The 23,131-nt window shown below is 38.4% G+C and carries 15 protein-coding genes and 2 tRNA genes; 1 reads left to right on the top strand and 16 read right to left on the bottom strand.

All coding sequences use genetic code 11. The features are described 5' to 3' along the window. Positions 1 to 410: 410 nt before the first annotated feature. The 13 genes from BBA02S_RS17380 to sigW form a co-directional block, all read right to left on the bottom strand. A complete protein-coding gene (locus BBA02S_RS17380; RefSeq protein ID WP_041114553.1) occupies positions 411 to 4,184 on the bottom strand; it encodes a hypothetical protein in 3,774 nt (1,257 codons plus the stop codon). Positions 4,185 to 4,200: 16 nt separating this feature from the next. Further along, the gene (locus tag BBA02S_RS17375) at positions 4,201 to 5,730 is read right to left on the bottom strand and encodes a Tn7-like element transposition protein TnsE (protein ID WP_041114552.1); all 1,530 of its coding nucleotides are present in this window, start codon (positions 5,728 to 5,730) and stop codon (positions 4,201 to 4,203) included. Beyond that, the gene (locus BBA02S_RS17370) at positions 5,723 to 7,564 is read right to left on the bottom strand and encodes a TnsD family Tn7-like transposition protein (protein ID WP_041114551.1); all 1,842 of its coding nucleotides are present in this window, start codon (positions 7,562 to 7,564) and stop codon (positions 5,723 to 5,725) included. Before BBA02S_RS17370 ends, BBA02S_RS17375 begins: the two co-directional genes overlap by 8 nt. Positions 7,565 to 7,574: 10 nt before the next feature. Continuing rightward, a complete protein-coding gene (locus tag BBA02S_RS17365; RefSeq protein ID WP_041114550.1) occupies positions 7,575 to 9,341 on the bottom strand; it encodes a hypothetical protein in 1,767 nt (588 codons plus the stop codon). Between the two features lie 423 nt (positions 9,342 to 9,764). Then, the gene (locus tag BBA02S_RS17360; protein WP_041114549.1) at positions 9,765 to 11,474 is read right to left on the bottom strand and encodes an ATP-binding protein; all 1,710 of its coding nucleotides are present in this window, start codon (positions 11,472 to 11,474) and stop codon (positions 9,765 to 9,767) included. Then, positions 11,449 to 13,605, bottom strand: a complete 2,157-nt coding sequence (locus BBA02S_RS17355; RefSeq protein WP_041114548.1) for a Mu transposase C-terminal domain-containing protein — start codon at positions 13,603 to 13,605, stop codon at positions 11,449 to 11,451. The genes BBA02S_RS17360 and BBA02S_RS17355 overlap by 26 nt, the downstream gene beginning before the upstream one ends. Then, positions 13,602 to 14,444, bottom strand: coding sequence for a heteromeric transposase endonuclease subunit TnsA (locus tag BBA02S_RS17350; RefSeq protein ID WP_041114547.1), 843 nt, complete (start codon positions 14,442 to 14,444; stop codon positions 13,602 to 13,604). The genes BBA02S_RS17355 and BBA02S_RS17350 overlap by 4 nt, the downstream gene beginning before the upstream one ends. Positions 14,445 to 14,595: 151 nt before the next feature. Then, a complete protein-coding gene (gene glmS, locus BBA02S_RS17345; RefSeq protein ID WP_041114546.1) occupies positions 14,596 to 16,398 on the bottom strand; it encodes a glutamine--fructose-6-phosphate transaminase (isomerizing) in 1,803 nt (600 codons plus the stop codon). A 446-nt stretch (positions 16,399 to 16,844) separates the two neighbouring features. Next, the gene (gene glmM / locus BBA02S_RS17340) at positions 16,845 to 18,194 is read right to left on the bottom strand and encodes a phosphoglucosamine mutase (RefSeq protein WP_041100401.1); all 1,350 of its coding nucleotides are present in this window, start codon (positions 18,192 to 18,194) and stop codon (positions 16,845 to 16,847) included. Positions 18,195 to 18,236: 42 nt separating this feature from the next. Further along, on the bottom strand, positions 18,237 to 19,220 hold the full coding sequence (locus BBA02S_RS17335) for a CdaR family protein (protein ID WP_052477438.1): 984 nt from the start codon (positions 19,218 to 19,220) through the stop codon (positions 18,237 to 18,239). Further along, positions 19,213 to 20,046, bottom strand: coding sequence for a diadenylate cyclase CdaA (gene cdaA, locus BBA02S_RS17330; protein ID WP_041100399.1), 834 nt, complete (start codon positions 20,044 to 20,046; stop codon positions 19,213 to 19,215). The genes BBA02S_RS17335 and cdaA overlap by 8 nt, the downstream gene beginning before the upstream one ends. A gap of 146 nt (positions 20,047 to 20,192) precedes the next feature. Beyond that, positions 20,193 to 20,801: an anti-sigma factor family protein gene (locus BBA02S_RS17325; RefSeq protein WP_174521410.1), complete on the bottom strand. Its 609-nt coding sequence runs from the start codon at positions 20,799 to 20,801 to the stop codon at positions 20,193 to 20,195. 18 nt (positions 20,802 to 20,819) lie between these two features. Then, positions 20,820 to 21,383 (bottom strand): RNA polymerase sigma factor SigW, encoded by a 564-nt coding sequence (sigW, locus tag BBA02S_RS17320; protein ID WP_041100395.1) that lies wholly within the window; start codon positions 21,381 to 21,383, stop codon positions 20,820 to 20,822. Between the two features lie 138 nt (positions 21,384 to 21,521). On the opposite strand from sigW, the gene BBA02S_RS17315 reads away from it, so the two are divergent. Next, positions 21,522 to 21,701 (top strand): aspartyl-phosphate phosphatase Spo0E family protein, encoded by a 180-nt coding sequence (locus BBA02S_RS17315; RefSeq protein WP_231557233.1) that lies wholly within the window; start codon positions 21,522 to 21,524, stop codon positions 21,699 to 21,701. A 103-nt stretch (positions 21,702 to 21,804) separates the two neighbouring features. Here BBA02S_RS17315 and rocF read toward each other — a convergent pair whose 3' ends face one another. The 3 genes from rocF to BBA02S_RS17300 form a co-directional block, all read right to left on the bottom strand. Then, positions 21,805 to 22,710: an arginase gene (gene rocF / locus BBA02S_RS17310; RefSeq protein ID WP_041100393.1), complete on the bottom strand. Its 906-nt coding sequence runs from the start codon at positions 22,708 to 22,710 to the stop codon at positions 21,805 to 21,807. Positions 22,711 to 22,916: 206 nt separating this feature from the next. Beyond that, a tRNA-Lys gene (locus BBA02S_RS17305) sits at positions 22,917 to 22,989 on the bottom strand. A gap of 4 nt (positions 22,990 to 22,993) precedes the next feature. Beyond that, a tRNA-Gln gene (locus BBA02S_RS17300) sits at positions 22,994 to 23,068 on the bottom strand. Positions 23,069 to 23,131: the final 63 nt, after the last annotated feature.

The raw sequence follows: 23,131 nt of genomic DNA, 5'->3' as shown, positions 1-23,131 counted from the left end.
AATAGTGTCTTTATACCCCCTAAAATTTCTCAATTTAACTGTTTTTAATATCACAAAAAATACCCCCTTTTATGGAATTTATTACATATATATTATTTCATATTACCCATGGAATTACATCGTTATTTATTTATAATTTAAAAACGCCTAGTTGAAAATACATTAAACTAGGCGTCTTCTTGATCTATAAAATTTATTTTAAAAGTTTTTGTAGAAATCTCTACGGAGGCCTTGTTTTAAATCGCGATCATCTGAAAGAATTTGATTCTTGTTGGTTTGAAATAAAGTTTAATAAAACATGCGCTGCGAACATTGATTTTATAAGGGGAGAAACCCACGAATTTTGAACAAAATTAATCAAAATGTATGGGTTTGATTTTGAGATGGATTTAGTTTTTTTTAAAGATTAGCTAAAATCGTAATTTATCTTCTTCTTCTCTAACCTTTTCTCTTCTAATATCTTCTTCTAAATAATGAATATTTTCTACCGCCCATTTTCTTATGTGAGATTGAGAGTTAGTGTATTTTTTATAAAACGTTATTAACCCTTCATAATATGGTATTAAGGAACCTGACCAAGAAAAAGTCCGCAATTGACGATTGATATTTCTTAAAACAGTTTCGTCACCCCCATAATTCTCTATTAAAAAATAAATTAAATCTTCGTCAGCATCTTCTTTTGTATTTATAGGATATATATCAGCTAATATCTGAGCTGCCTTTTCATCGCTCTCAGCCCATTCTTTTAAAACCTCAACCGGAACATTTTGAACAGGTGCTGCATCTTCTTTAAAAAAGCCATGTCCCATAGCCTCAATCAATCTATACTTAAACACACCTTCTGCTTCTAGAAGTTTATCAGATATTATCTCCCAACTAGTAATAGGATCATATTGGATAAGCATTTCTATATACTCATTGATCACTTTTTTAGCACTATAGTTATCTTTTCTACTTAACATATCGAGCAAATTTATTACCAGATTCCGACTTAATTTTTCTTTCTCTACAAATTCTAATTTATATAGCTGAGCCAGAATCTCTCTTACCTCATAGAAAATACTTTGCTCAGAAAGTATAGCTAATGAATTTTCTAAGAAACGAACTAGACATCTAGATATTTGAGGTGTAATTTCATTATTATTTAAATAATATCTATAATATATCTTCCAAACCAAGACTTGATTAAAACCTTCATCTAGTGCATATAAAGCTTCTAAAAATGCTATTAACTTATCTTCGTTAATTCCATTTAGAGCTGGTCCATAAGCTAAAGATAATAAACTATCTAGATTGATTATTGACCCTCGAACATATTTCAATAAAAAATTTAATATATCCTCATCAACTTCAATATATCGAATTATCTCTCCAAGAATATGTGCATATGGTGTAGTATCTAGCTTTATTAAAAAACTCTTGAGTAAATTAGGGTTATTTAACTGGATAGAGCTCAATACACCTCCAAAGAAATTCAGATTAACTATCTGGTCTTCTGGTGAATCTAATAACTTTTGAATTTCTCTATAGACTAAGTCTAAAAAGATATCTCTTTCTTCATCTGTCATTATATTAGCTAATTGATTTCCGAAATAGAATGCTTGTTTTTGTTCGCCTATTAACAAATTACTTAAGTTAGATTTCAATTCATCCATTTTTTCTGGATATATATCTTCTAACAATTCATTTATTCTATCAAGTGCAGCGTCTTTATATTTACTCCCACCACTACTATTGTCTTTATTTTCAACATAGTCATTATTTGCATTACAAACTAATAGTTTTATTTTAGTAATTGTATCCTGTGGTTGCAGTTGTTTTTCCCAACTTTTAATTAAATCAACGATCTTTTTAGGCATTTTTGCTTCATCAAATTTTAAAATCAAATTAATTTTTTCTAGAAATTCCGGCCAATAATTATTACGTTTTTCAAAAACCACCTTCAATAATTGTTCCATATTTTCCGCATAGCCACTTCTAATCAAACCAAATACATTATCTACTATTACATCAAATATTATATTAGAGCAATCATCTTCTTTGATGATCAATTCTACTAACAAACTTAATACCTTATTCCAATAATCAAATATTTCTCCCCAATTACGAGGTTTCCATTCTTGCATAGCTGGACGGCTTCCTTGATTCTCCACTCCAATCATTCTCGAAAAACCTTGAGTTTTCAAAGCATGTCCAACAGCTCCGATACCTATTTTTTTAATTTCTTTCTCTCTAGAAGATAAAGTCCAATTAATAATTGATACTCTGCTTTCTAAATTTGCTTGTGTTCCAGATAACGTATAATGAAACAATTGGTTAAACTGACCTGTAGCATTATTGGCCCAACTTTCATTTTCGGCTGCAGCAAAACGTGCTAAAATCTTAGCAGCACTTTCACACGTCTCTTCCCAAAAGCATAATTTTTCTAAAGCTCTAACTAGATCTCTTCTTCCAGCTTTTACTCGCTTTAAATTATCAATGCTCATTATTCCAAATTCACGTTCTAAAGTATCAACAGTTATTAAAGGGTCTATTTCTACAAATGAGCAGAAAATACGTGATCCTATTTTAGAACTTAGTATCTCTGCTCGGCCAAAAGGAGCTTGTACTCCACATAGTTTGGAAGTTAATTCTTTTGCCTTTTCTAGGAAATGCAATTTTGAAATTTGATTACATAATTGTTCCACCATAGACGAAGGCAAATTTGCATCAGATAAAATTTCTTGTGCCTTCTGAGGTCTACATTTTTCCCACCATTGAGCTGCCAAAGTAATAGCTAACGTTTTTGGAACTAATTTTATATAACGTCCATGCTGCACTATTATTTTTTTCTTTATAAAATAACTACATTTTTCATAAAACTCATCTAAAGTTATTCCACAAATATTTTCAGCAACATAATTCATTTCTAATTCTTTTTCATCTTCAAACCCTATATGTTCAAAAACTGCACAAGCCTCAATTACTTTCAAAGCTCTTTCGTCGACCGGGTCTCTTCCCCACAAAAGTTTATTCACTAAAGTCATATCTTGAATACTACCTATTGTTTCAAAATCATTTATTCTAGCTTCAGCAAGCAATGTAGCTATACTTGGAAATCCATCAGCGAATACAACTATTCTTTCTAAATCATGTTCATCCATTTCTGGATAAGAACTTTTAATAATCCCTTCAATTATCTCTTTAGGAACATCTTCTAAGTTAATTAAAGGATCTGAAGAAATAGATGTATGTAAATTGTAATCTAAGGTAAGAAGACTAAATTTACTTTCAATATGCTCTATTTCTGATTTTAATAATTTATGTAATTCATAGTCACAATTATCTACAACAATAATTCCTGATATCCCTAAATTTCTCCATGAATTAATTGAAGAAACAATGCTCTCTTTTGAATAGGAAGCATCTATATAAATTACACTTTTATTTAAGGCTTTTAATTCTATACTAGTGTCACTTCTAAAAACTTCTAATGCCAATCTAGTTTTCCCTTTACCAGGAAGTCCTATTATTCTAGCTGTCTTTTTTTCATCTTTAAAATAATCTCTTAAATCATCAATAATCTGTTCTGTCTCATAAGTGGAAATAAACCCAGACTGAAACTCTTTATGCCCACTCCATGTCTCCCAAGTTTTACTACCTGTTAAAAAGTGCTTTCCATTCCATTCCCAAACCGCATAAATTGCTGATATATATTGATTGCACCATTGTGCAATTTTACTAGCATCATATATTTCGATACTTGGCGTAGCATCTGTAATTACCGATGTAATCGAATCATTAAAAGCATCAATTCTTTGTTGAATTTGTTGTTGATTCAATTCTCTATTATGAAAAAGTATGTAAGTTCCTTGAGCATTTACTACATCTTCAACTCTAGGTTTTACTAAACCATTTGAACCTAATACTTCTTGTTTACACGTAGATGGTGGCATATCTGTCGCTTTAACTTGAAAAAGTGTGTATCTACTTGGAATCCAATCTGTTTTTTCAATCCCTTCTCTCCATCTTATGTGTCCGTCTTCTCCTCCATCTGGTACTGTAATATTCAATGCTACAGATATTGAATTTTTAACCAAATTGAATTTATTGGCTTCATTATAGAGCAAAAGCGAAAGTAATTTAGTTAACTCATAGTCACCTAATCTTTTAATATCTTCAGAATCCACTTGCATATAATTCATTTTATCACTCCTAAAACTAAATAATTTTTGTAAGTATCTTTTTAGCTCTATGACAATATTCTTTTTTCCCATGTCTCAAAGTTAAAAAATTTATATTATTAGATTTCAACTGATCTTTATTCCAATTTCCGTTAGTATTGATTAACTCCTGTAAAGCCTGTTTATAAGCGTATATCCTATTTTTTTGATTATCTAAAAAATATATTAAAGTCGATACGGATCTCGCTTCACGCTCAATTTCAATTAAACTAATTTCTTTATTGGAAAAAAGCTTAACCTCAGCAATTACATACTTCCTATCTGTCACACCATCATTAAGATATACAAACCTCTTCGTATGGGAAAATTCCTTCAGAGAACCTTGTATAACATTTATTGATTGAACTTCCGGATAACTCTCCAAAGCCTTTAATACTCTAATAAATTCTCCCAGTTCACCATGAGTTTGAATATCATAAAGCGACTGGCTTTCTAGCCCTTTGGCAACCTTGTTACCTCCAACGTCCGAGGTAGACCTTCTGCCTTGATCGTCATAGAAGTACTTCTTTGTGTTTTCATCTTCATGTGTCCGTTGTTTATTAGAGCTTCTGCATATTTTTGTTACTTTGGGCAGTTTTACATATTCATGTACTTGATTGTCCATTTCAACTAGATCAAAGTGTACTGTTGTACCTTCTGCTTGTTCATCAAGCGTCAATTCGTCCTGTGCAGTGTTATTGCTATTTTTGCTGTGAATGGTGTACTTTTTTGCTTCACTTGTCTTTTGGCTCTGTGCGAATGCTGGGTGGTCAATGATAATATCATCGTACGGAATTATTTTGTTTTTGACTGCGGTGATGCGCAGAACGGTACAGCCGATTGTACTCGGCTTTACAATGGCTTTAATAGTAATCGGCTGTGTTAAGGTCCAATCAAACTTTAATGTTCCATTATTCATGAATGTATAGGCAGTATTTTCAAACACATGTCTTAAATCCGGCTTCGACAGCAGCCAGGCCAGCTGGTAAAGAAAGTTCCCTTTCGTGTACTTTTGGTCATACAATGATGTGAAGTCTAGGTGGAGGTTGTTCGCTGAATATTGTTCAATGAAATATTGCGGAAAGGAATTGGTTTCAAATAATCGGTACAGCAAAAAGCGATTCGGGGCTAAAATGCTGCGTACTGCCTCAATGAGCGGCAAAATGTATTTTTTATTCTTATAAGACACAATAAAGCTGCGTGATATATCTTTGTCAGCCGTGCCAAAGATGTTCCACTCTCGCTCTGAGTACGTGACTGACTTAGGAGAAATCGTAATTTCTACTTCTTCTGTTCCGGTTGGCGCAATACTTTTACTAATATCTCCATCCATATATAAGTGCTGAATAGCCAAGGCCGGCAGTGTTCCCCAATCGACCAGTAATCTTTTCGTGCTGCCATTCGCTTTAAAGTACACATGAATCATCACTTTTTTATCTTGAACAAAAGGAGAACTGATCCATGTTAGCTGGGCTTGTTCTCCTTTTTTAAAAAGCCAGTTTTGCAATTTAACCTGTTGTTTACTCATCGTTTTTCACTTCCAATTTATTTTGCACATAAGCTTCAAGTTGCGGTTGAATCTCTTTGAAATGGCTGGATCTGATTGCGGCTATTCTTTGTACTTCCCACGTCCGTATTGGCTGATCCTGTTCCATCATTTGATCGATCAGGCGATAACACCGACGAATTTGAAATTGTTGTACGGTTTCTATTATTTCATCCAACAACTGTGCAGTGTCAGGCAACTTATCTAAATGGTATTCCAATTTTTTTAAAATACCCAACTTTTTCCCTAGGAGGGACTTCGTCATTCGGACTGGCTTATCTGCTATGGATAACTCTTTCTGAAGCACCTTTATCTTACCCGCGTACTCTTGATCACGCTCAGCCCAATTTGCTGTTCGCAGTACTGGCTTCGATTTTTGCTTAACTGGCAAATTCTCCATCAGCCATTCATGATCGTGACGATAAATAAAAATATATTGCTTCTTAAAGTGTGCTCTTAACTCTGTACGAGAGAGAGCAGGAAATTGTTTTATTCCTTCTTGAAGTTCTTTCTTATAGGACGCTAACAATGATTGGTTAGCGCTTTTCATTGGAGTCTTTACTTGGCTGACTCCTTTCAAATATTTATTAACTGTTTTTGAATCGACACCCAATTCTCTTGCGATGGCACGCACACTACTTCTTGTTGTGGAAAGCTGCTCAAGTTTGCTTTGCCAGACGTCACCAAAAGCTTTAATCCTGCCAATACGGAACTGGTCTGTCATTGAGGCATCCGGCCCTTTGCGTGAGTAAACAAACCCGCACGAACACGAAAATGTGCCAATCGGATTCGTTGTTTTAAAATCCCTAGTGATCTCAACTTCTTTGATGACTAATTCTTTGTAATGAGCTGCTGCTCGGTTCAAACAAGGCCATGGTCCTTCCTCGAAAGGACCTGTGTCTGCTGGCTGATTCAACAGTTCCCCAGCATCTATCTCAAGAAAATGCATCATCAGCAAATGCCTGAACGGATGGACATGACGCTTTAGATTGCGCGTTGCTATTTTGAGCCAGTTATATTCGTCTTCTACTTCAGGTTCACTCTGATACTTTTTTAGGAATCCTGGCGGAAATGTGTGCTTAAAAAGATCCAATAACTCCTTCTGACGCACACAATTGGACACTGTAATCAAATTTCGATTACGTAGCACTCGACGGTATTTTAATACGAGATCCTCCCTAGATAACGTATGCAATGGAATTTGCAGCAGTTTGTATGCTTGCTGCGCCAATTGGACCAAAAGCTCTTGGTAAGGATCAGCTTCATAAATGGCTGAAAGATTCATGTTCTTCAGTTCAAACCGAACATATTCAATACGGCTTGTGACTGCCATTTCATATTTTTGCAGCGACGATGCATGATGAGGACAGTAATCAATCCCCTGCAGCTGATGCTCCCGATGAATATATGGCTCTCCATACTTTGATGCATCGGCTTTCGCACATTCCGCACAGTAATAAATACCATCTTTTTTGCAGATGCTTCCCGCAACAAAACCAAGTCTTGTATAAAGCCCCTGACCATCACCTAACACATCTTTTAAAATATTCTGCTGACGCTGCTTTGATAGAAAAGACGCATAATAGAGATAAACTGTATGACGGCTTAATAGGGTTTCGATTGGGTAGTGAGTTCCTAACTGTTCTGCTAAGACGGAAAAATGACTGCCAATCCCTACACTGGGCACCACAGATCGACTTTGAAACACCTCCTCAAGTGTATCTTTACAGTCAATATTTCCACTGTAAAAGTGATAGCGTGCAATAGCTGAATATAGTAGCTCGTCCGGATAAGGATCCGTGAAAAAAGGCAGCATTTTATCACTCCTAAAATATCGAGTTCTCAATTTGAAAATTTAAATACTCTGCTATTTTTTCTAACTCTTCTTGAGGAGTTCCAACAGGATCCCACCAGCCTAATGCCTCGTCACTTAGCCCAGCTATTTTAGAAATTAATATGTCTGCATTATAATAATAGGGGGAATAAAGTACTTGAGATTCTCTATTTTGATTTTTCACCATAAAAATATCTGCTTCATCTTGATATCTGTTGTAATCTGGAAAAATTTCAAATAAATCATTTAAATGCGGGCTATCATCAATTATGAATATTTTGTTCAAATGGTAGTATCTATCGTCTTGGTAATAATTAAGAAGTAATGTTTCAGTAAATAATTTATAACTACAATCGGCCTGATTTAAGTACATCTCTAAATTAGCCATTCTATTATAGAAAAACTCATATCTTTTGCTAAATAAAAGAATTTTAATATTATCAATTTCAAAGTCTTTTTCTATTCTTTTGCATATTCCCGTTAGAATTTTTAAACTATCAAAACTAACATTTAAGCCGTTATAAAAATTTTTGAGTTCTAAGATTTTTGATTCCAAATACTCGAAATTAACAATGATTATATTTTCATACTCCTCTATTTGAGATTTAAAAACATCACTTATTTCAATAGGAAGCTCAATACTTTCTAAAGGATAATCAAAATTTTCATATCCAAAATCTACATCCCAAATATTTTCTACATTCTCTATTAGTTGATCTCTAGGAACGTAAGGAACTGGCGATGTGTCTAGATAATTAAAAGGAATAATAAACTTCTCATCATTCTTATTCTTTAATAAAAAATTTTCCAATAAAAAAGGCGAAGTAAATAATTCAGTTCTAGAAACTTTACCTCTTCGTTGGAAAATTCTCATTAGAGCTGTATGTGTATATTTATAAATATCACAGAAATATATGTTATTAAATTCAAAGCTGTAAAAGACTACATATCTGGGTATATAGGATGATATACATTTATGTATATACCTAGACATTTTTCTAAATTCAATTTCATCCATTTCTTCATATTGGAATAACTTTGTTAACCCTGTAAAATCCGAACCTGTAATGATACTATTTTTTCTTATTATAAAATTTATTAATTTCTTATTTTCGAACTTCTCATCATAAAAGAAATATAATAAATCATCATTCCACTCTATTTCCTTATGTATACAAACACCACAAAAAGTTCCCCCTACGAAGTAACCTAAAAAATTATTTTTTATGGATATCATTTGTAAATAAGCTGTAGCTGCAGTTAACTTTTTTCTTGGTTCGTAGCTTGGATCGGGATATGTTACCGTAAAATCTTGCATTAAATTATTTAAATCTGGTATTTTACTACCGCTCCCTATAGCTATATAACCATCTATTTCCTTAAAACCGTAATTATTCAAATGATATAATTTATTATTTTCATTCTTCACTCCCAAAATTAATTCTGACTCGACTAATATCTCTGGTAAATAACTTATAATTTGTTCAGGAGTTAAATGGTCTATCATTAAATCCAAATTATTTTTTACATCTTCAAAAATTTTTGTATCTTTCCCTGCATAAGCAACTACAATATTATTTTTCACATAAATTTTTGTATTTGTCTCTGCAATAAAATAAGAGTTATATTCTCCATAGAGTTCCCCTACACTAGATAACGTTGCTTCCCTTTCAAAAGCAGCTTCTGATTTCGCTGATGTAAGTGAATCTGCAACAATATAAATTTCTCCATCAGATTTCCAAGCAAAACAATACGTCACCTTTTATTCCTCCCAAAGTGAAATAGTTTCCTATCTCCACAGTCACTATCAAACATAAAAATCAAACGTCATTAGACTAATCTATGAAAGCACATGTCCCCATAACCTTACCGTTTTCTTTACACACAATCGCTAACCCCCCCAAGTTTTCCTTCCTTACCATTTTTCAAAACGACTTTAACAAAATTATTGAGTGTTTCCTCTTTCGACTTATTAGCTTCCCACGTCATATGATGAGCTACTATAGGATCGGAAGAAAATTAAAATATATCTTTAAGATCATTTAATTCTATTTTTTCAAAAATAAGTCGTTCTGTTTCACATCTAAGTAATGCTTTCAAATAAACTTCTATTTGCACGAATATACCTTCATACATAAAATGAATTTTCGACCTAATTTGGTTCAATTTTACTATTAAATCCTTAATCACTAAATTCCTTCTCTAAGACAAATTCATCGATAGGAGATTTAATATATCCGCTGTTTTTGATGAATTGATAAGGATGCTCCTTCTTTTTCAATGCTTTTTCTCTTGCTTCAACCAATGGCAACAACGAATTGGATACTGTTGTTTTTGCTTTTTTCTCTTTCATCATTTGGTTTAAGTCCATCAGTTCTTGTATAGCTTGAGATTTCAAAATTTGATAATCACTTTCTACTGATGCACGTTCAACAAGTACTTCTACCTTTGTCCGAATATCTTTTGGAGATAATGCATCGAATATGCCGATAGAGGCAATCTCGATACTTAAACTCTCAATGGTTGCCTGACGTTTATATTTTGCCGTGTTGAGGCGCTCTGTCATGGCTGCTTTCACTTTGCCTTCGAATGCTGTTTCTTTTTTCTGCTGACCCATTAATTCATCCAGGTTTAGCATAATATCCTCGTATTTGTACATAGCTCTCATATCATTTTTGCGAACGGCATTTAACATCGGCTGGATAATTTTCATGTCTTCTTTTGCTGTTTTCTTCAGCACTCTCGGTGTAATTTTTTCATCTTCATTTGATTCGTCAAACAGTGCCCTCTCTTGGGTCAAGATAAACAGGTTAATAGCTACAGATGTAATTCCCTGGCATTCTTCATAAAATGTCTTCCTGACCTCTTCTGTCAGCTCTGAGTGGGTTTTAAGACATTGCAGCTCCCATAATGTTTCTAAGAAAAATTCCCACTCTTCACTTTCTTCGCTCATGCGATCCCAGATAATTGAACCATCACTTGCCGCGCGGCGGGCCTGACGGAAATTCCCTTTGAATAATTGCTGTGCTTTTGACGTACCGATTAAGACGATTGGAATCCCGACTGTGTTTGATAATGTAACGAAAAAGTTCAGCATTTCTTCCTGATCATTTTTCGAATGCAGCAAATGCTGAACTTCATCGATCACAAGAACGCCGATCCCGTACATGCTAGCTAGTGATGTCATATGCAGAAGCATAGTAGACGTAACGCGGTTTAAATAGCCGTACTTTTCCAAGTAACGTGTACCTAATAAATCATCAATGGCCTTAAAGAATCCTTTACAAAGTGTAGATAAGCTGCCATCGTAAGGACAATCAATTTTTAGCCAAACAATCTGTGTCCGGTTAAACGGCTGCTCTTTATACATATCATGTTTAATCACTTGCGGGTACATCAGCAGTACACGTTCAATCGCCGTTGTCTTCCCAATGCCAGAAATGCCGATAATGGATAAGCTATCCGCTGTTGACCGGATATTATTCAGCCGATCATCAATATATTTATGTGCCTCTTCTTCATCCTCACGCAATTCATGCAGCAAGCGAATTCGCTCAAAAAATGTCTTATCTAACGGGTTGCGGGCTAAATAGCCTCTGCGAATTAATGTTGATAACCGGCGTTCTACTTCAAAATGAATGGGCAACGGCTGAATAAAATTCTTAATACGCTTCAGCACATGATAACGTATATTCGTTTCACTCTGTTTATCTTGCTCTGTAATACGGGGTGTCAGCATGAAGCGGCTTAGTACATCGTCTTCATCAAATATGGGCGGAAGTGCCTCAATAAATGGATTATTGCTATACTCTGTTAAGACTTGCTGTTTATAATTTGCTTCCTCAAAGTCGCCTTTTAGCACAAGGTCATTTATTTTTCCCAAATTCCTCATCCCGCTTCTTTTTTAATTTTTCCATCAGGCGTGAGTTTGATTTTTTCGGCCCATTGTCTTCCACTTTTTCTTTTGTCGCAAAATCAATCACTGTTGCTTTTTCACTTGTTTGATCTGGTTCTAGATCGAATTTTTCTGTTTGGCGATTCAGCTCTTTTTCTGCTAATTTATTTTCTCTAATGGATATCAGCTTTTCTTTTTTACTCTTTGGATGGTGTTGAGATTTTTTTTTGTTCTTAGCCGCTTTTTTAATGATTTCATCCATCATGGCATCTGTATTAATTGTTAATTGCACTTGATTAGAACGCTCAATTTCTTCAAGCTCATTACGCAATTGCTGATGAAAGGTAATCTCTTCTAAGAAATCGTGTCGGTATTGCTGGCTAGGTTCAAGTAAAGCACAAGCTTCAAAACCCATCCCATTGTCATGCGGAATGTATATCTTCTCTACATGACGCGGATCGTACACAACTTCAATGCGCTGATTCTTTAGCTTTAAGTACCACTGTTCTTCAATCGCCTTTCGTGATCCATACATCAAGTTTTTAAATTTGATTCCGGCTCTTGAAATCGTCGCTTTAGCGCGAGGCAATACATTTAAACGTAATATATTTCGGTCAATCGTTCTTAAACGTCCTTTACGGTTTTGGATACCCCAATTCCATAAATGAATAGGTGTTGGAACCACATTTTCTGCTATCATTTCTTTTTCCATTGGATATTTATCAATGATCTTATGATTGTGGTGTATCACAAGTGTAACGATGAGCGCGGTAAACTCTTTTAGGTTCAGCGTTGCATCCAAACGGTAATCTCGATCGCCTCGTTCACGAAATTCTTTTTGGATGGCACCGGGTGCTTTTTGCTTTATCTTTCCATTTATCGTGCGGAATTTCCGCTCCACAATCCCTTTCAAATCACCACGGTAAGCTGTTGTATTTTCAATTTTGATATTTAAATTGTTAATCAGGTTTTCCACGGAGTAACCTTCAAATTCTCCACGGTCGGCAATAATAATCTCTGGCAAATGATGTGTCGGCCATTGTGATTCTTCAATTTCGATACCATACTGACTGCAAAACGCTACTTTATCAGCCACCATATTATCCAATGCCATCATTGCACCAAGCCAAGAAGGCCCTTCTAGCCCAACATAAATGCCTGTAATGATCCTTGAATAGACATCCATAACAGCATAAATAACCGGACGGCCAATAATCTTATTTGCATCAAGTGAACTAACTAAGTAAATATCTGCAATAGTTGCATCAATTTGAAAACGCGTGCCTGGCCCATTCGTTTCTGATTTTGAATCACTTAAAATAGGCCGGTATTTTAATTCATACGCTTTTGTACTATTACGGAATTGAATATCTTTCTTCGGATCTTCCAGCTTTTTAAACCAATAATAAAACTGATGGTACGAGGGAATGCGATTCGATTCCCAGACGCGATATTTGATCTCTCCGTTTTCTTTATAACGATCTGAATAGAAATCACGCAAAATAAAATTATAGACATCTTTTAAAAAATAACCTCTTGCTGTCCGATAATATTTGATAATGGCATGTTCAAATTGCAGCCTCACTTCATCTGTAATGTTTATGCCTGTTCCATGATCACCATTAACCGTTATACGCCTTGGTCGGCCAATCTTTTCATTCGTTAAATTTTTCGTTTTCCCGCGACCACCAGAGTTCATATAATCAGGCAGCATAGCGTTTTTATTCATGCCTCGCTGCCAGTAACGGCTAACAAGTTTTTTTACTTTAGTAGGTGTCACTCCTAATTGGTCAGCAATTTCTTTGATTTTTGATTCTCTGCCATGCTTTTGCAATAAAAATTCTAAGTGTGGTAAACAATATTCCTGTATTAATTTCCAATCCTTTTCACGCTTTTGAATCTGTGTAGTCGTTAAATCTTCATCTGAACCTACGCGGGCATAGGGATCGGTGATAACCAATAACTCTTTTTGTATCAGCTCTGTCTGCAAGGCTGTATAAAGCTCTTTTTTCGGCATTGAGGTCTTCGCATCAATATTGACAACAAATACATATTCTTCTTCTATTTCAATGACTCTAATCCTTTTAGAGCCTTTTACGCACTGCAATACTTGATTAATATATATCATCCGTATCTCACCTGCTTCAGTCTTGTTTCATCAATGAAATCAATTAAAACAGGCTGTTCTAAACTAAACGGCTCTAACATGTTAATATGAATTACTTTTTGAGCTAACAAGTGATAGAACAACGTAACACCACTTCCCGATGGTAAATGTGTATCCATTTCAAATTGATTGGTTGTGATTCGAATACTACTTGTTGCTCCACTTAATAACCTTTGAATGAGTGAAAGAGATAAATCCTCAATATTTTGTGTATCCATTTCCCGAAATACATCGTAATCCCGAATTTCATAATACCCATGAATATAGCTGATATTTCTAGCCATTGTCTTTGGAATTTCTTCTTCTGTTACAATGCCCCAGTCAATGTCTCTTCGCCGCCAATATTCCCGTTCAATCTCAAACTTTTCAAGTACACGTTCTTTTAATAACTCATCTTTCATCTTGATCGTACGAGCTATTTCAAATAAGCCTTGCCCTTTATCAAGCGATATAAAAAAATCCGTTGTCATTACTATCGGCTTACCTGTTTTAGGATCAGCAGGATGTTTAAGACCTAGCTCATCCGCAATGACGATAGTTTCTTCCAACGGTAGTAAAGGAAATTGTTCTCGAATATCAATAACTAAATCAGAATATTCAGTTATATAAAAATAATTTCGTTCTAAGTCAGACAAAAATTCATGTTGTCTTTTTGTTTTAATCCCTCTCAAACGAGTAGAACGCCCCAATGAAGAGACGTCTTGAATATTTAACCAAGGCTTATAATCTGAACCTATCCCTGATCCCCGCCCCTCTCTAATCCATTTATCAATTTTAGATGTTCTAGTTCTTTTGGCCATAAAAACACCCCTTTAGGCCATCATATCTAAAGGGGTAAAACGGTGCAACTTTTTTCCAAACAGTACAACTTTATTTTAAACGGTACATCTTTTTTATAAACGGTACGACTTTATTTTAAAGTTACAAAGCTGCATGCTGCCCTAGCCTTGCTTACTCAACTGTCACACTCTTCGCCAGGTTGCGCGGCTTGTCGACGTCACAGTCGCGGTGCAGGGCGGCATAGTAAGCGATCAGCTGCAGAGGCACGACAGAGACAAGCGGTGTGAGCAGCTCGTGGACCGCCGGGATGACGAAGCGGTCGTCCTCGCTTTCCAGCCCTTTCATTGAGATAATGCAAGGGTTAGCGCCGCGGGCTGCCACTTCCTTCACGTTTCCGCGGATGCTTAAGTTGACTTTTTCCTGAGTAGCCAATGCCATGACCGGCGTACCGTCTTCGATTAAAGCGATTGTGCCATGTTTTAGCTCTCCTCCGGCAAAGCCTTCCGCCTGAATGTAGGAGATCTCTTTCAGCTTTAAGGCACCTTCAAGACCTACATAATAATCAATGGCACGGCCAATAAAGAAGCAGTTGCGAGTCGTTGTCAAATAGTCTCTCGCGATTTGTTCAAACTCATCTTTGGCATCGCAAAGCATTTCCATGGCATTTGCGATAATGCCTAGCTCATGAACCAGGTTCAGGTTTGTTTTCATGCCCAGCGCTTCGGCCGCAGCATGAGCCAGGATCGCGAGTACAGACACTTGGGCCGTATAGGCCTTCGTGGATGCAACAGCGATTTCAGGGCCAGCATGAAGCAAGAGCGTGTAATCCGCTTCACGGGAAAGAGTAGAGCCTTGCACATTGGTAATCGTTAATGCCTGATATCCCATTTCTTTTACTTTCACAAGCACCGCACGGCTGTCAGCTGTTTCGCCGCTCTGAGAAATGAAAATAAACAGCGGGTTTTTCGAAAGAAGCGGCATGTTATAAACAAATTCACTGGCCACATGCACTTCCGTCGGGATTTTCGCAAGCGATTCTAAATATTGTTTACCAACGAGTCCGGCATGGTAGCTCGTTCCGCATGCGATGATATATAAACGGTCAGCCGCTTTTAGGGCCTCCACAATTTCTGAATCAACAGCGAGCTGCTCTTGTTCATTTTGGTAGGCTTGAATAATTTTTCTCATGACAAGCGGCTGCTCGTCAATTTCTTTCAGCATATAATGCGGGTAGGTGCCTTTTTCGATATCACTGGCATCCAGTTCCGCTGTGTACGGTGCGCGTTTGATTTCTTCACCGTTCAGGTTTTCGATGATCACTTTTTCGTTTGTCAGGAGCACGACCTCTTTGTCCATTAATTCTACAAATTGGTCAGTTACTTGAATCATTGCCATGGCATCAGAGGCGATGACGTTAAATCCTTCTCCCAAGCCGACAAGCAGCGGGCTTTTATTTTTGGCCGCAAAGATCGTATCCGGATCTTCTCTATCCAGCAAACCGATGGCATAAGAGCCTTTCAGCAGCTGCAGCGTTTTACGAAAGGCTGCTTCTGTTTCCAAGCCTTCGCTGGCAAATAGTTCAATGAGCTGAACGATGACTTCTGTATCAGTATCGCTTTTGAGCGGCACATCGAATAAATAGTCCTTCGTCAGCTGCTCATAGTTTTCGATGACACCATTATGAACGAGTGTAAACCGGCCGGACTGACTTTGGTGAGGATGTGCATTCTCTCTGCTAGGCACTCCATGAGTCGCCCAGCGCGTATGGCCGATCCCTGTTACTGTGCTTATCTTTTCGTCCACGATTTTGCGCAGATCAGCGATTCGTCCTTTTTCTTTAAACACCTTCACATCTTGCGCGTCTCTCACCGCAATACCGGCAGAGTCGTAGCCCCGGTATTCCAGCTTTTCTAAGCCGCTCAGCAAGATTTCTTTGGCATCCTTATAGCCGATATAACCAACAATTCCGCACATACAATGTTCCTCCTATAAAGAAGGCAGGCAAAAGCAGAGCGCTTATTTGCCGCTCTTCTTTTTCTTTTCTATTCTTTTCGACTTTCCGCATTTCCATTCCCTTTGTCCGCCAGGTTACCCTTGCGATTTAAGGAAGGACTAACGATTGTGCAGGAATCAACCGGGAGGCATCCGCCGAACATTTCGATAAACCTCCTCCTCGTCAACTAGCCGGGCTCTCTCCCGCTAGTTCAGGCGCTTTATGAAGCAAATGGTCCAGAATAACTTCTTCTCCTTTCTTGACTGTTTTTGTAAAACAGGATTATCATACACTACTCAATTTCTTGCCGTCAACTGATATTTTCTTTTTTAATATAACGGCCATATTATTACATTTATATGAAGAAAGAGACGCCAATGTGCGCCTCTTCTTTCGTTCCCATCTGTCGGGTGATTAAAACGTGATTTTATTCATTCAAACCCATTTCTGCGTCCACTACAGTCGCAATCCGGTCAACAAACACCTGGCACTGCTCTTCCGTCTGCGCTTCCACCATGACACGCACAAGCGGTTCTGTGCCGGATGGACGAACGAGCACGCGGCCGTTTCCGTTCATTTCAGCTTCTACTTCCTCAATGACGGCTTTCACCTTTTCGTTCTCGGTTACTTTATATTTATCAGTTACCCGTACATTTTTTAAGATTTGCGGGAATTTTTTCATTTCCGCTGCCAGTTCGGATAATGGCTTTTTCGTCATCTTCATGATGTTAACAAGCTGCAAGCCCGTTAACAATCCATCGCCTGTCGTATTGTAGTCAAGGAAGACGATATGGCCGGACTGCTCTCCGCCCAGATTATATTGATTCTTCTTCATTGCTTCTACGACATAACGGTCACCAACCGCTGTCTGCACGCTTCGAATGCCGAGAGCTTCTAGCCCTTTGTAGAAGCCAAGGTTGCTCATAACTGTGGAGACAACCACTGATTGGTTCAGCTGGCCATGTGCATGCATGTACTTGGCACAAATGAACATAATTTGATCGCCGTCTACAATGTTTCCTTTTTCATCAATGGCAATTAAACGGTCGCCGTCTCCGTCAAATGATAAACCGACATCTGCTTTTTTCTCCAGCAAGAACGCTGCCAGTGCTTCCGGATGAGTAGAGCCTACCCCATCGTTAATGTTTAGGCCGTTAGGGGATGTTCCCATCGTTGAAATATCTGCCTCTAAATCTGCAAATAAATGAGTGGCCAGTGAGGAAGTCGCTCCATGTGCACAGTCAAGCGCAATGTGGATACCAGAGAAATCTTCATCCACTGATTGCTTCAGGTACTGAATGTACTTTTGGCCGCCTTCAAAATAATCGCTCACCTGACCGAGATCGGCGCCGGTTGGCCGCGGCAAATGATCCGTTTCTTGCTCAAGGAGGGCTTCGATTTCTGCTTCCTGTTCATCAGACAATTTAAAGCCGTCCGGACCGAAGAATTTAATTCCATTGTCTCCCACCGGATTATGAGAAGCTGAGATCATTACGCCTGTTTGAGCATCCATCACCTTCGTTAAATAAGCAACGCCTGGTGTAGAAATCACCCCGAGACGCATTACTTCTGCCCCAATGGATAAGAGGCCGGCAACTAGAGCTCCCTCCAGCATATGGCCGGAAATACGCGTATCACGGCCTACCACCACTTTTGGGCGCTCTGCGTTCTTCGTTAACACATAGCCTCCGAATCTGCCCAATTTAAAGGCGAGCTCCGGTGTTAACTCCGTATTCGCTACTCCTCTTACTCCATCAGTTCCAAAATACTTTCCCATTTATCGATTCTCTCCTTTGTTTTACCTTCTGTTCAAGCAGCTTTATGCGCCGCTGTCCTCTTCTGGTTCACTTTCCGGATTTCCTTCAACTGTCACTTTTACCTTTATCATTTGCGGAGAAACAAAGTTTAAGCCTTCACCAATCTCAATCGGAACGGTCAATGTAGTGTCTTTTTTAATGCCGTCTACTTCCACTGGCACCACTAATTCTTCCATTTCTTTCAGGATAGATTCTTTGCCGTAAATGGTGATCTCTTCCGTTTCAGGCTTAATGGATTTAATTTTGATGCCATCAGGCGGCGTGCCTTTTGGAAACATTCTCAAGGCTATTTTTTTGCTTGGATTTTTAACCGAGATAGATACTTGAACGGTTTCAGGCTCCACCTTCACATCCAGCTTGTTCAATTCACTGTCAAGCACCTGAACCTTGGCTGTACCAGTCGTTTCTTTATCCACCTTTTCTTTCACATCCAGCGTGGCTTTCACATAAACAATCTTATTGAGCGCCGATTTCGAACCGGTGACCTTTACTCGTTTCGGATCAACGGAAACAGCCTCTTCCTGGTATCCTTCGGCCAGCATATTATCATTGAATTCCGGACTGACCACAAAGTAATCAGATACCTTCTCCTCGATCGTGACATCCACCGCTTCCGGGAGGACCGTCACTTTCAATTTGTCGGAAATCTGCTTGTACTTAATCGGCACACGGTGTTTGCCGATGCTGACGTTAGTTAAGTCAATAAACAGTTCAAAATCCCTAAGCCGTTTTGCCGACTCAATCAGACTCTTTGGACCTGAAAGCTCTACTTTGACTTTATCCGGAACCCCGGCAACGAATAGGTTTTCTGTGTCATAATACACCTGAACCGGAACATCGGTAATTACTTCACTGTTGTTTTGCGAAGACTTATCCGCCTTTTGGAGCAACTGAAAATCGCTAAAGTTCACAGATATATAAAGCAAAACAGTGAGAAGTAAAGCAACGATGCGCACAAACCAGGCGCTTTCTACAAATTTATCCATCGCTTTTTCTCCCCCTCCAGATCCACCGGTTTGAGGAATCACTTTCTTTCGTCAGCAGTTCATGAGTTAACAGCTTTTCAAAATCTTCAGCAGATAAGTCACGGAACAAGTCACCATTTTTGGTAACAGACACGGCACCGGTTTCCTCAGAGACAATAATCGTGATACTGTCTGTCACTTCACTGATGCCCAAGGCTGCTCTATGCCGCGTGCCCAGTTCTTTTGAAATGAACGGGCTTTCGGATAAAGGCAAATAGCAGGCCGCTGCAGCTATTTGGTTTTTCTGGATAATAACTGCCCCATCGTGAAGAGGGGTATTAGGAATGAAAATATTGATAAGCAATTCTGATGATACAGCTGAATACAGCGGGATGCCTGTTTCGATGTAATCGTTCATGCCTGTTTCTTTCTCTATTGAGATCAACGCCCCGATCCGCCGTTTTGCCATGTAGCTGACCGACTTGGTGAGCGCTTCTATTAAATCCCGCTGCTCTTTATCTTCCTGCATAACGTTTCTTGAGAAAAACCTTCCTCGTCCGAGCTGCTCCAGCGCCCGGCGCACCTCAGGCTGAAAAATAATGATGACAGCCAAAAATCCCCAAGTTAATGCTTGTTCCATAATCCAGCTTAGTGTATCAAGCCCAAACAGCCCGCTTAAACCCCGTGCGGCCAAAATAACAAAAATACCTTTAACGAGCTGAACGGCTTTCGTGCCTCTTATAACCATTAAAAGCTTATAAACAACAAACCAAACAAGCAATATATCAAGAGCATTGGATAAGTAATCCAGTACTGTAAAATGTGCGAAGTAGTTTGAAAACGGCATATTACATCCTCCAATAATGTAATGACTCCAGCCGCACAGAGGCTTTATTTTTACTTAACCAGCATATTATAACATAGTCTACCGAAAAGTCAGAACTAAAAGGGAGAAAGGAAAAATGGTTTAAGAAAACAGCGTGTTTCCGGCTGTTAATCAAACACTCCCGCTACTGTTTTTTTCAATTTATACCATAACCAGCCGAATGCCTCATCAATTTCTTCGATATCACCTGTAACGTTTCCGGCTGAGGCCATATACTTCTCCCCATTGATAACCGTCACGTCACCTTCTACTTCCCCTTCAATCCGAATATCGCCGTTCCTTACAACGATGTCTCCTTTCACCCTCTCTCCGGCTGGAACGACCACCGTGTCATTTTCCACATGCAGATTTTCATGCTTCGTAAAAGCAAAGTGATCTGTTTCCTGCTGCCATGAGGATAAAAACCCGCCCGTTGTTAAAACGATAAACAAGGAAGCGGCCATAAAAAACGGATGCTTCCGTATCCAGCGCTGAATGCTGCTCATTCTTGCTTCCTTCGGCAGAGAGAACAAAACTTTTTCCGTAAATCCTTCAGGAGCTCTTACTTGGGACATGCTTTGCACAAGCGCAATCGTTTTTTTCAATTCGAAAAAGTGCTGACGGCAATTCTCGCATTTCTGTAGATGTACTTTTAGTTTGCGCTGTTCTCCTGAAATAAGCTCCCCATCTAAATAATTATGCATCAAGCGAACGATCTCTTTTTGACAAGAAGCCATCATTTCACACATCCCTTCTCACATATTCCGCAAATACTTACGAAGTGCTTCCCGCCCTCTATGTACACGTGTTTTGACCGTTCCAAGGGGCAGTTCCAAAATATCCGCAATTTCTTGCAGCTGCAGCTCTTCGAGGTACTTTAAGATAATGACTGACCGATACTTTTCCGGAAGCTTAAAGATCGCTGACTGGATAATCTCCTGCAGCTCTGAATTTTCCACCGCTTCTTCTGGAAGCTCTTCCGCGGATGCAATTTGCGAGTACATATTCAAGCCTTCTGTACCGGAAATTTCAGCATCCAAATGATAATCCGGCTTTTTTTTACGAATCCGGTCAATACAAAGGTTGGTTGCAATCCTATATAGCCAGGTGGCAAATTTCTTTTCTGGGTCGTACGTATGAATATTAACAAACGCTTTAATAAACGCCTCCTGAGCTGCGTCTTCTGCCTCATGGCGATCCCACAGCATCCGGAAACATATCTGGTACACTTTGTCCTTGTAAATCTCTACAATTTCACCAAAAGCATTTTGGTCACCCTTTAAAACTTGCTTTATCCTTCTTTGGATAATTAACTCCATCATTTTTACCTCCTGCCCTCGCAGGTATCTTTTCATACGATTGTCCGCTTAAAAGGTTTCAAAAAAAAGCACAATTCTATCATACCAAATTACGCAAACATGTTTACAGATTTTTGTAAAAGGGTAAGGTGAATATAAATGATACGATGGTGGGAGTTGAGATTGATGATGGCTGCAGCACATCTACTAGAAGAGATTGAAAATCACCGGAACACAATGGTGGCATTAGCCATGCAAACATCTTTTTCTGATCAAAAAGTCGTCGAAATCAGCGTGCAGCTTGATCAATTATTGAATCAACTGGAGCAATTAAAATAACCGGAAGCTGGCTGAGAGCCAGGAATTCCGGTTATTTTTTATGAAGGCAAATTTGTAAGAGTGCAAATAAAAAAGCTTGGCTTCTGTATAGACAAACTCAATCCTATAAAAGCTTGCTTCCGAATAAAGAGGCCATTAATGCGACTGCTACCGAAGCCGTCTTATTTTTCTCATCAAGAATCGGGTTAACTTCAACAAATTCCGCTGATGTAATTAATCCGCTTTCCGCCAGCATCTCCATGGCCAAATGGCTTTCCCGATAGCTAATTCCGCCAATAACAGGCGTACCGACTCCCGGCGCATCATTTGGATCTAATCCGTCAAGGTCTAAAGATAAGTGAACACCGTCCGTTTTTTCTTGCAAGTATTCAATGGTTTCTTCAATGACCTTTGTCATGCCCAAGCGGTCCACTTCATGCATGGTATATACTTTGATTCCTTTTTCTTTAATAAGCGCTTTTTCCCCTTCATCAAGGTCGCGTGCTCCGATAATTACAATGTTTTCCGGCTTCACTTTTGGAGACTTCCCGTAAATGCCTGTAAGCTCTTCATGGCCAAGACCAAGGCTGACAGCTAAAGGCATGCCGTGGATATTGCCTGTAGGAGAAGTTTCAGCAGTATTTAAGTCGCCGTGCGCATCATACCAAATGACACCCAAGTTGCTGTAGTGCTTAGCTACGCCTGCCAATGTTCCAATGGCGATGCTGTGATCACCGCCAAGCACGAGCGGAAAGCTGCCTGCTTCAATGACGTTGTCCACTTTTTCTGCAAGTTTATGGCTTGCTTCAGCAACCGCTTTCAAGTTCTTTAAATTTGTATTTTCGCTATGAACAGCATGCGTTTTATTGATTTCAACATCGCCGCAGTCCTCTACCTCATAATGCAAAGCTTCAAGGCGGTCAGTTATGCCTGCATAGCGGATCGCGCTGGGCCCCATATCTACCCCGCGTCGTAATTGTCCTAAATCCATCGGTACTCCGATAATAGCTATTTTCTTTTCATTCGTCATAAGAATTCCCCTTTCATGTTGCTCGCCTTATTTTACCCGAAAGAAAGAAGTTGACTCAACTGGACACTTTTGTGGATAATTATTCACAGTTTTCTAAAAAGAAAGGATTTATACAAAATTGTGCGCTCTTACAGAAGAACAAACGTAAAAAAAGCTGAATTCATTTAATGGCGTGTCCATTAAATGAATTCAGCTTTTTTAAAGAGTGAGCCATGAAGGACTCGAACCTTCGACCCTCTGATTAAAAGTCAGATGCTCTACCAACTGAGCTAATGGCTCGTTGTGGCTGGGCTAGCTGGATTCGAACCAGCGCATGACGGAGTCAAAGTCCGTTGCCTTACCGCTTGGCTATAGCCCAATGTAGGTGTCAACGAAATAAAAAGGACATTTTTAATATGCCCGGCTTTTATTGGTTTTATTC

This window comes from Bacillus badius NBRC 15713 (assembly GCF_001591605.1).
Taxonomy (GTDB): Bacteria; Bacillota; Bacilli; order Bacillales; family Domibacillaceae; genus Pseudobacillus; species Pseudobacillus badius.
The sequence above is the reverse complement of the archived record's forward strand: the minus strand, read 5'-3'. Positions and strand labels throughout refer to the sequence as shown.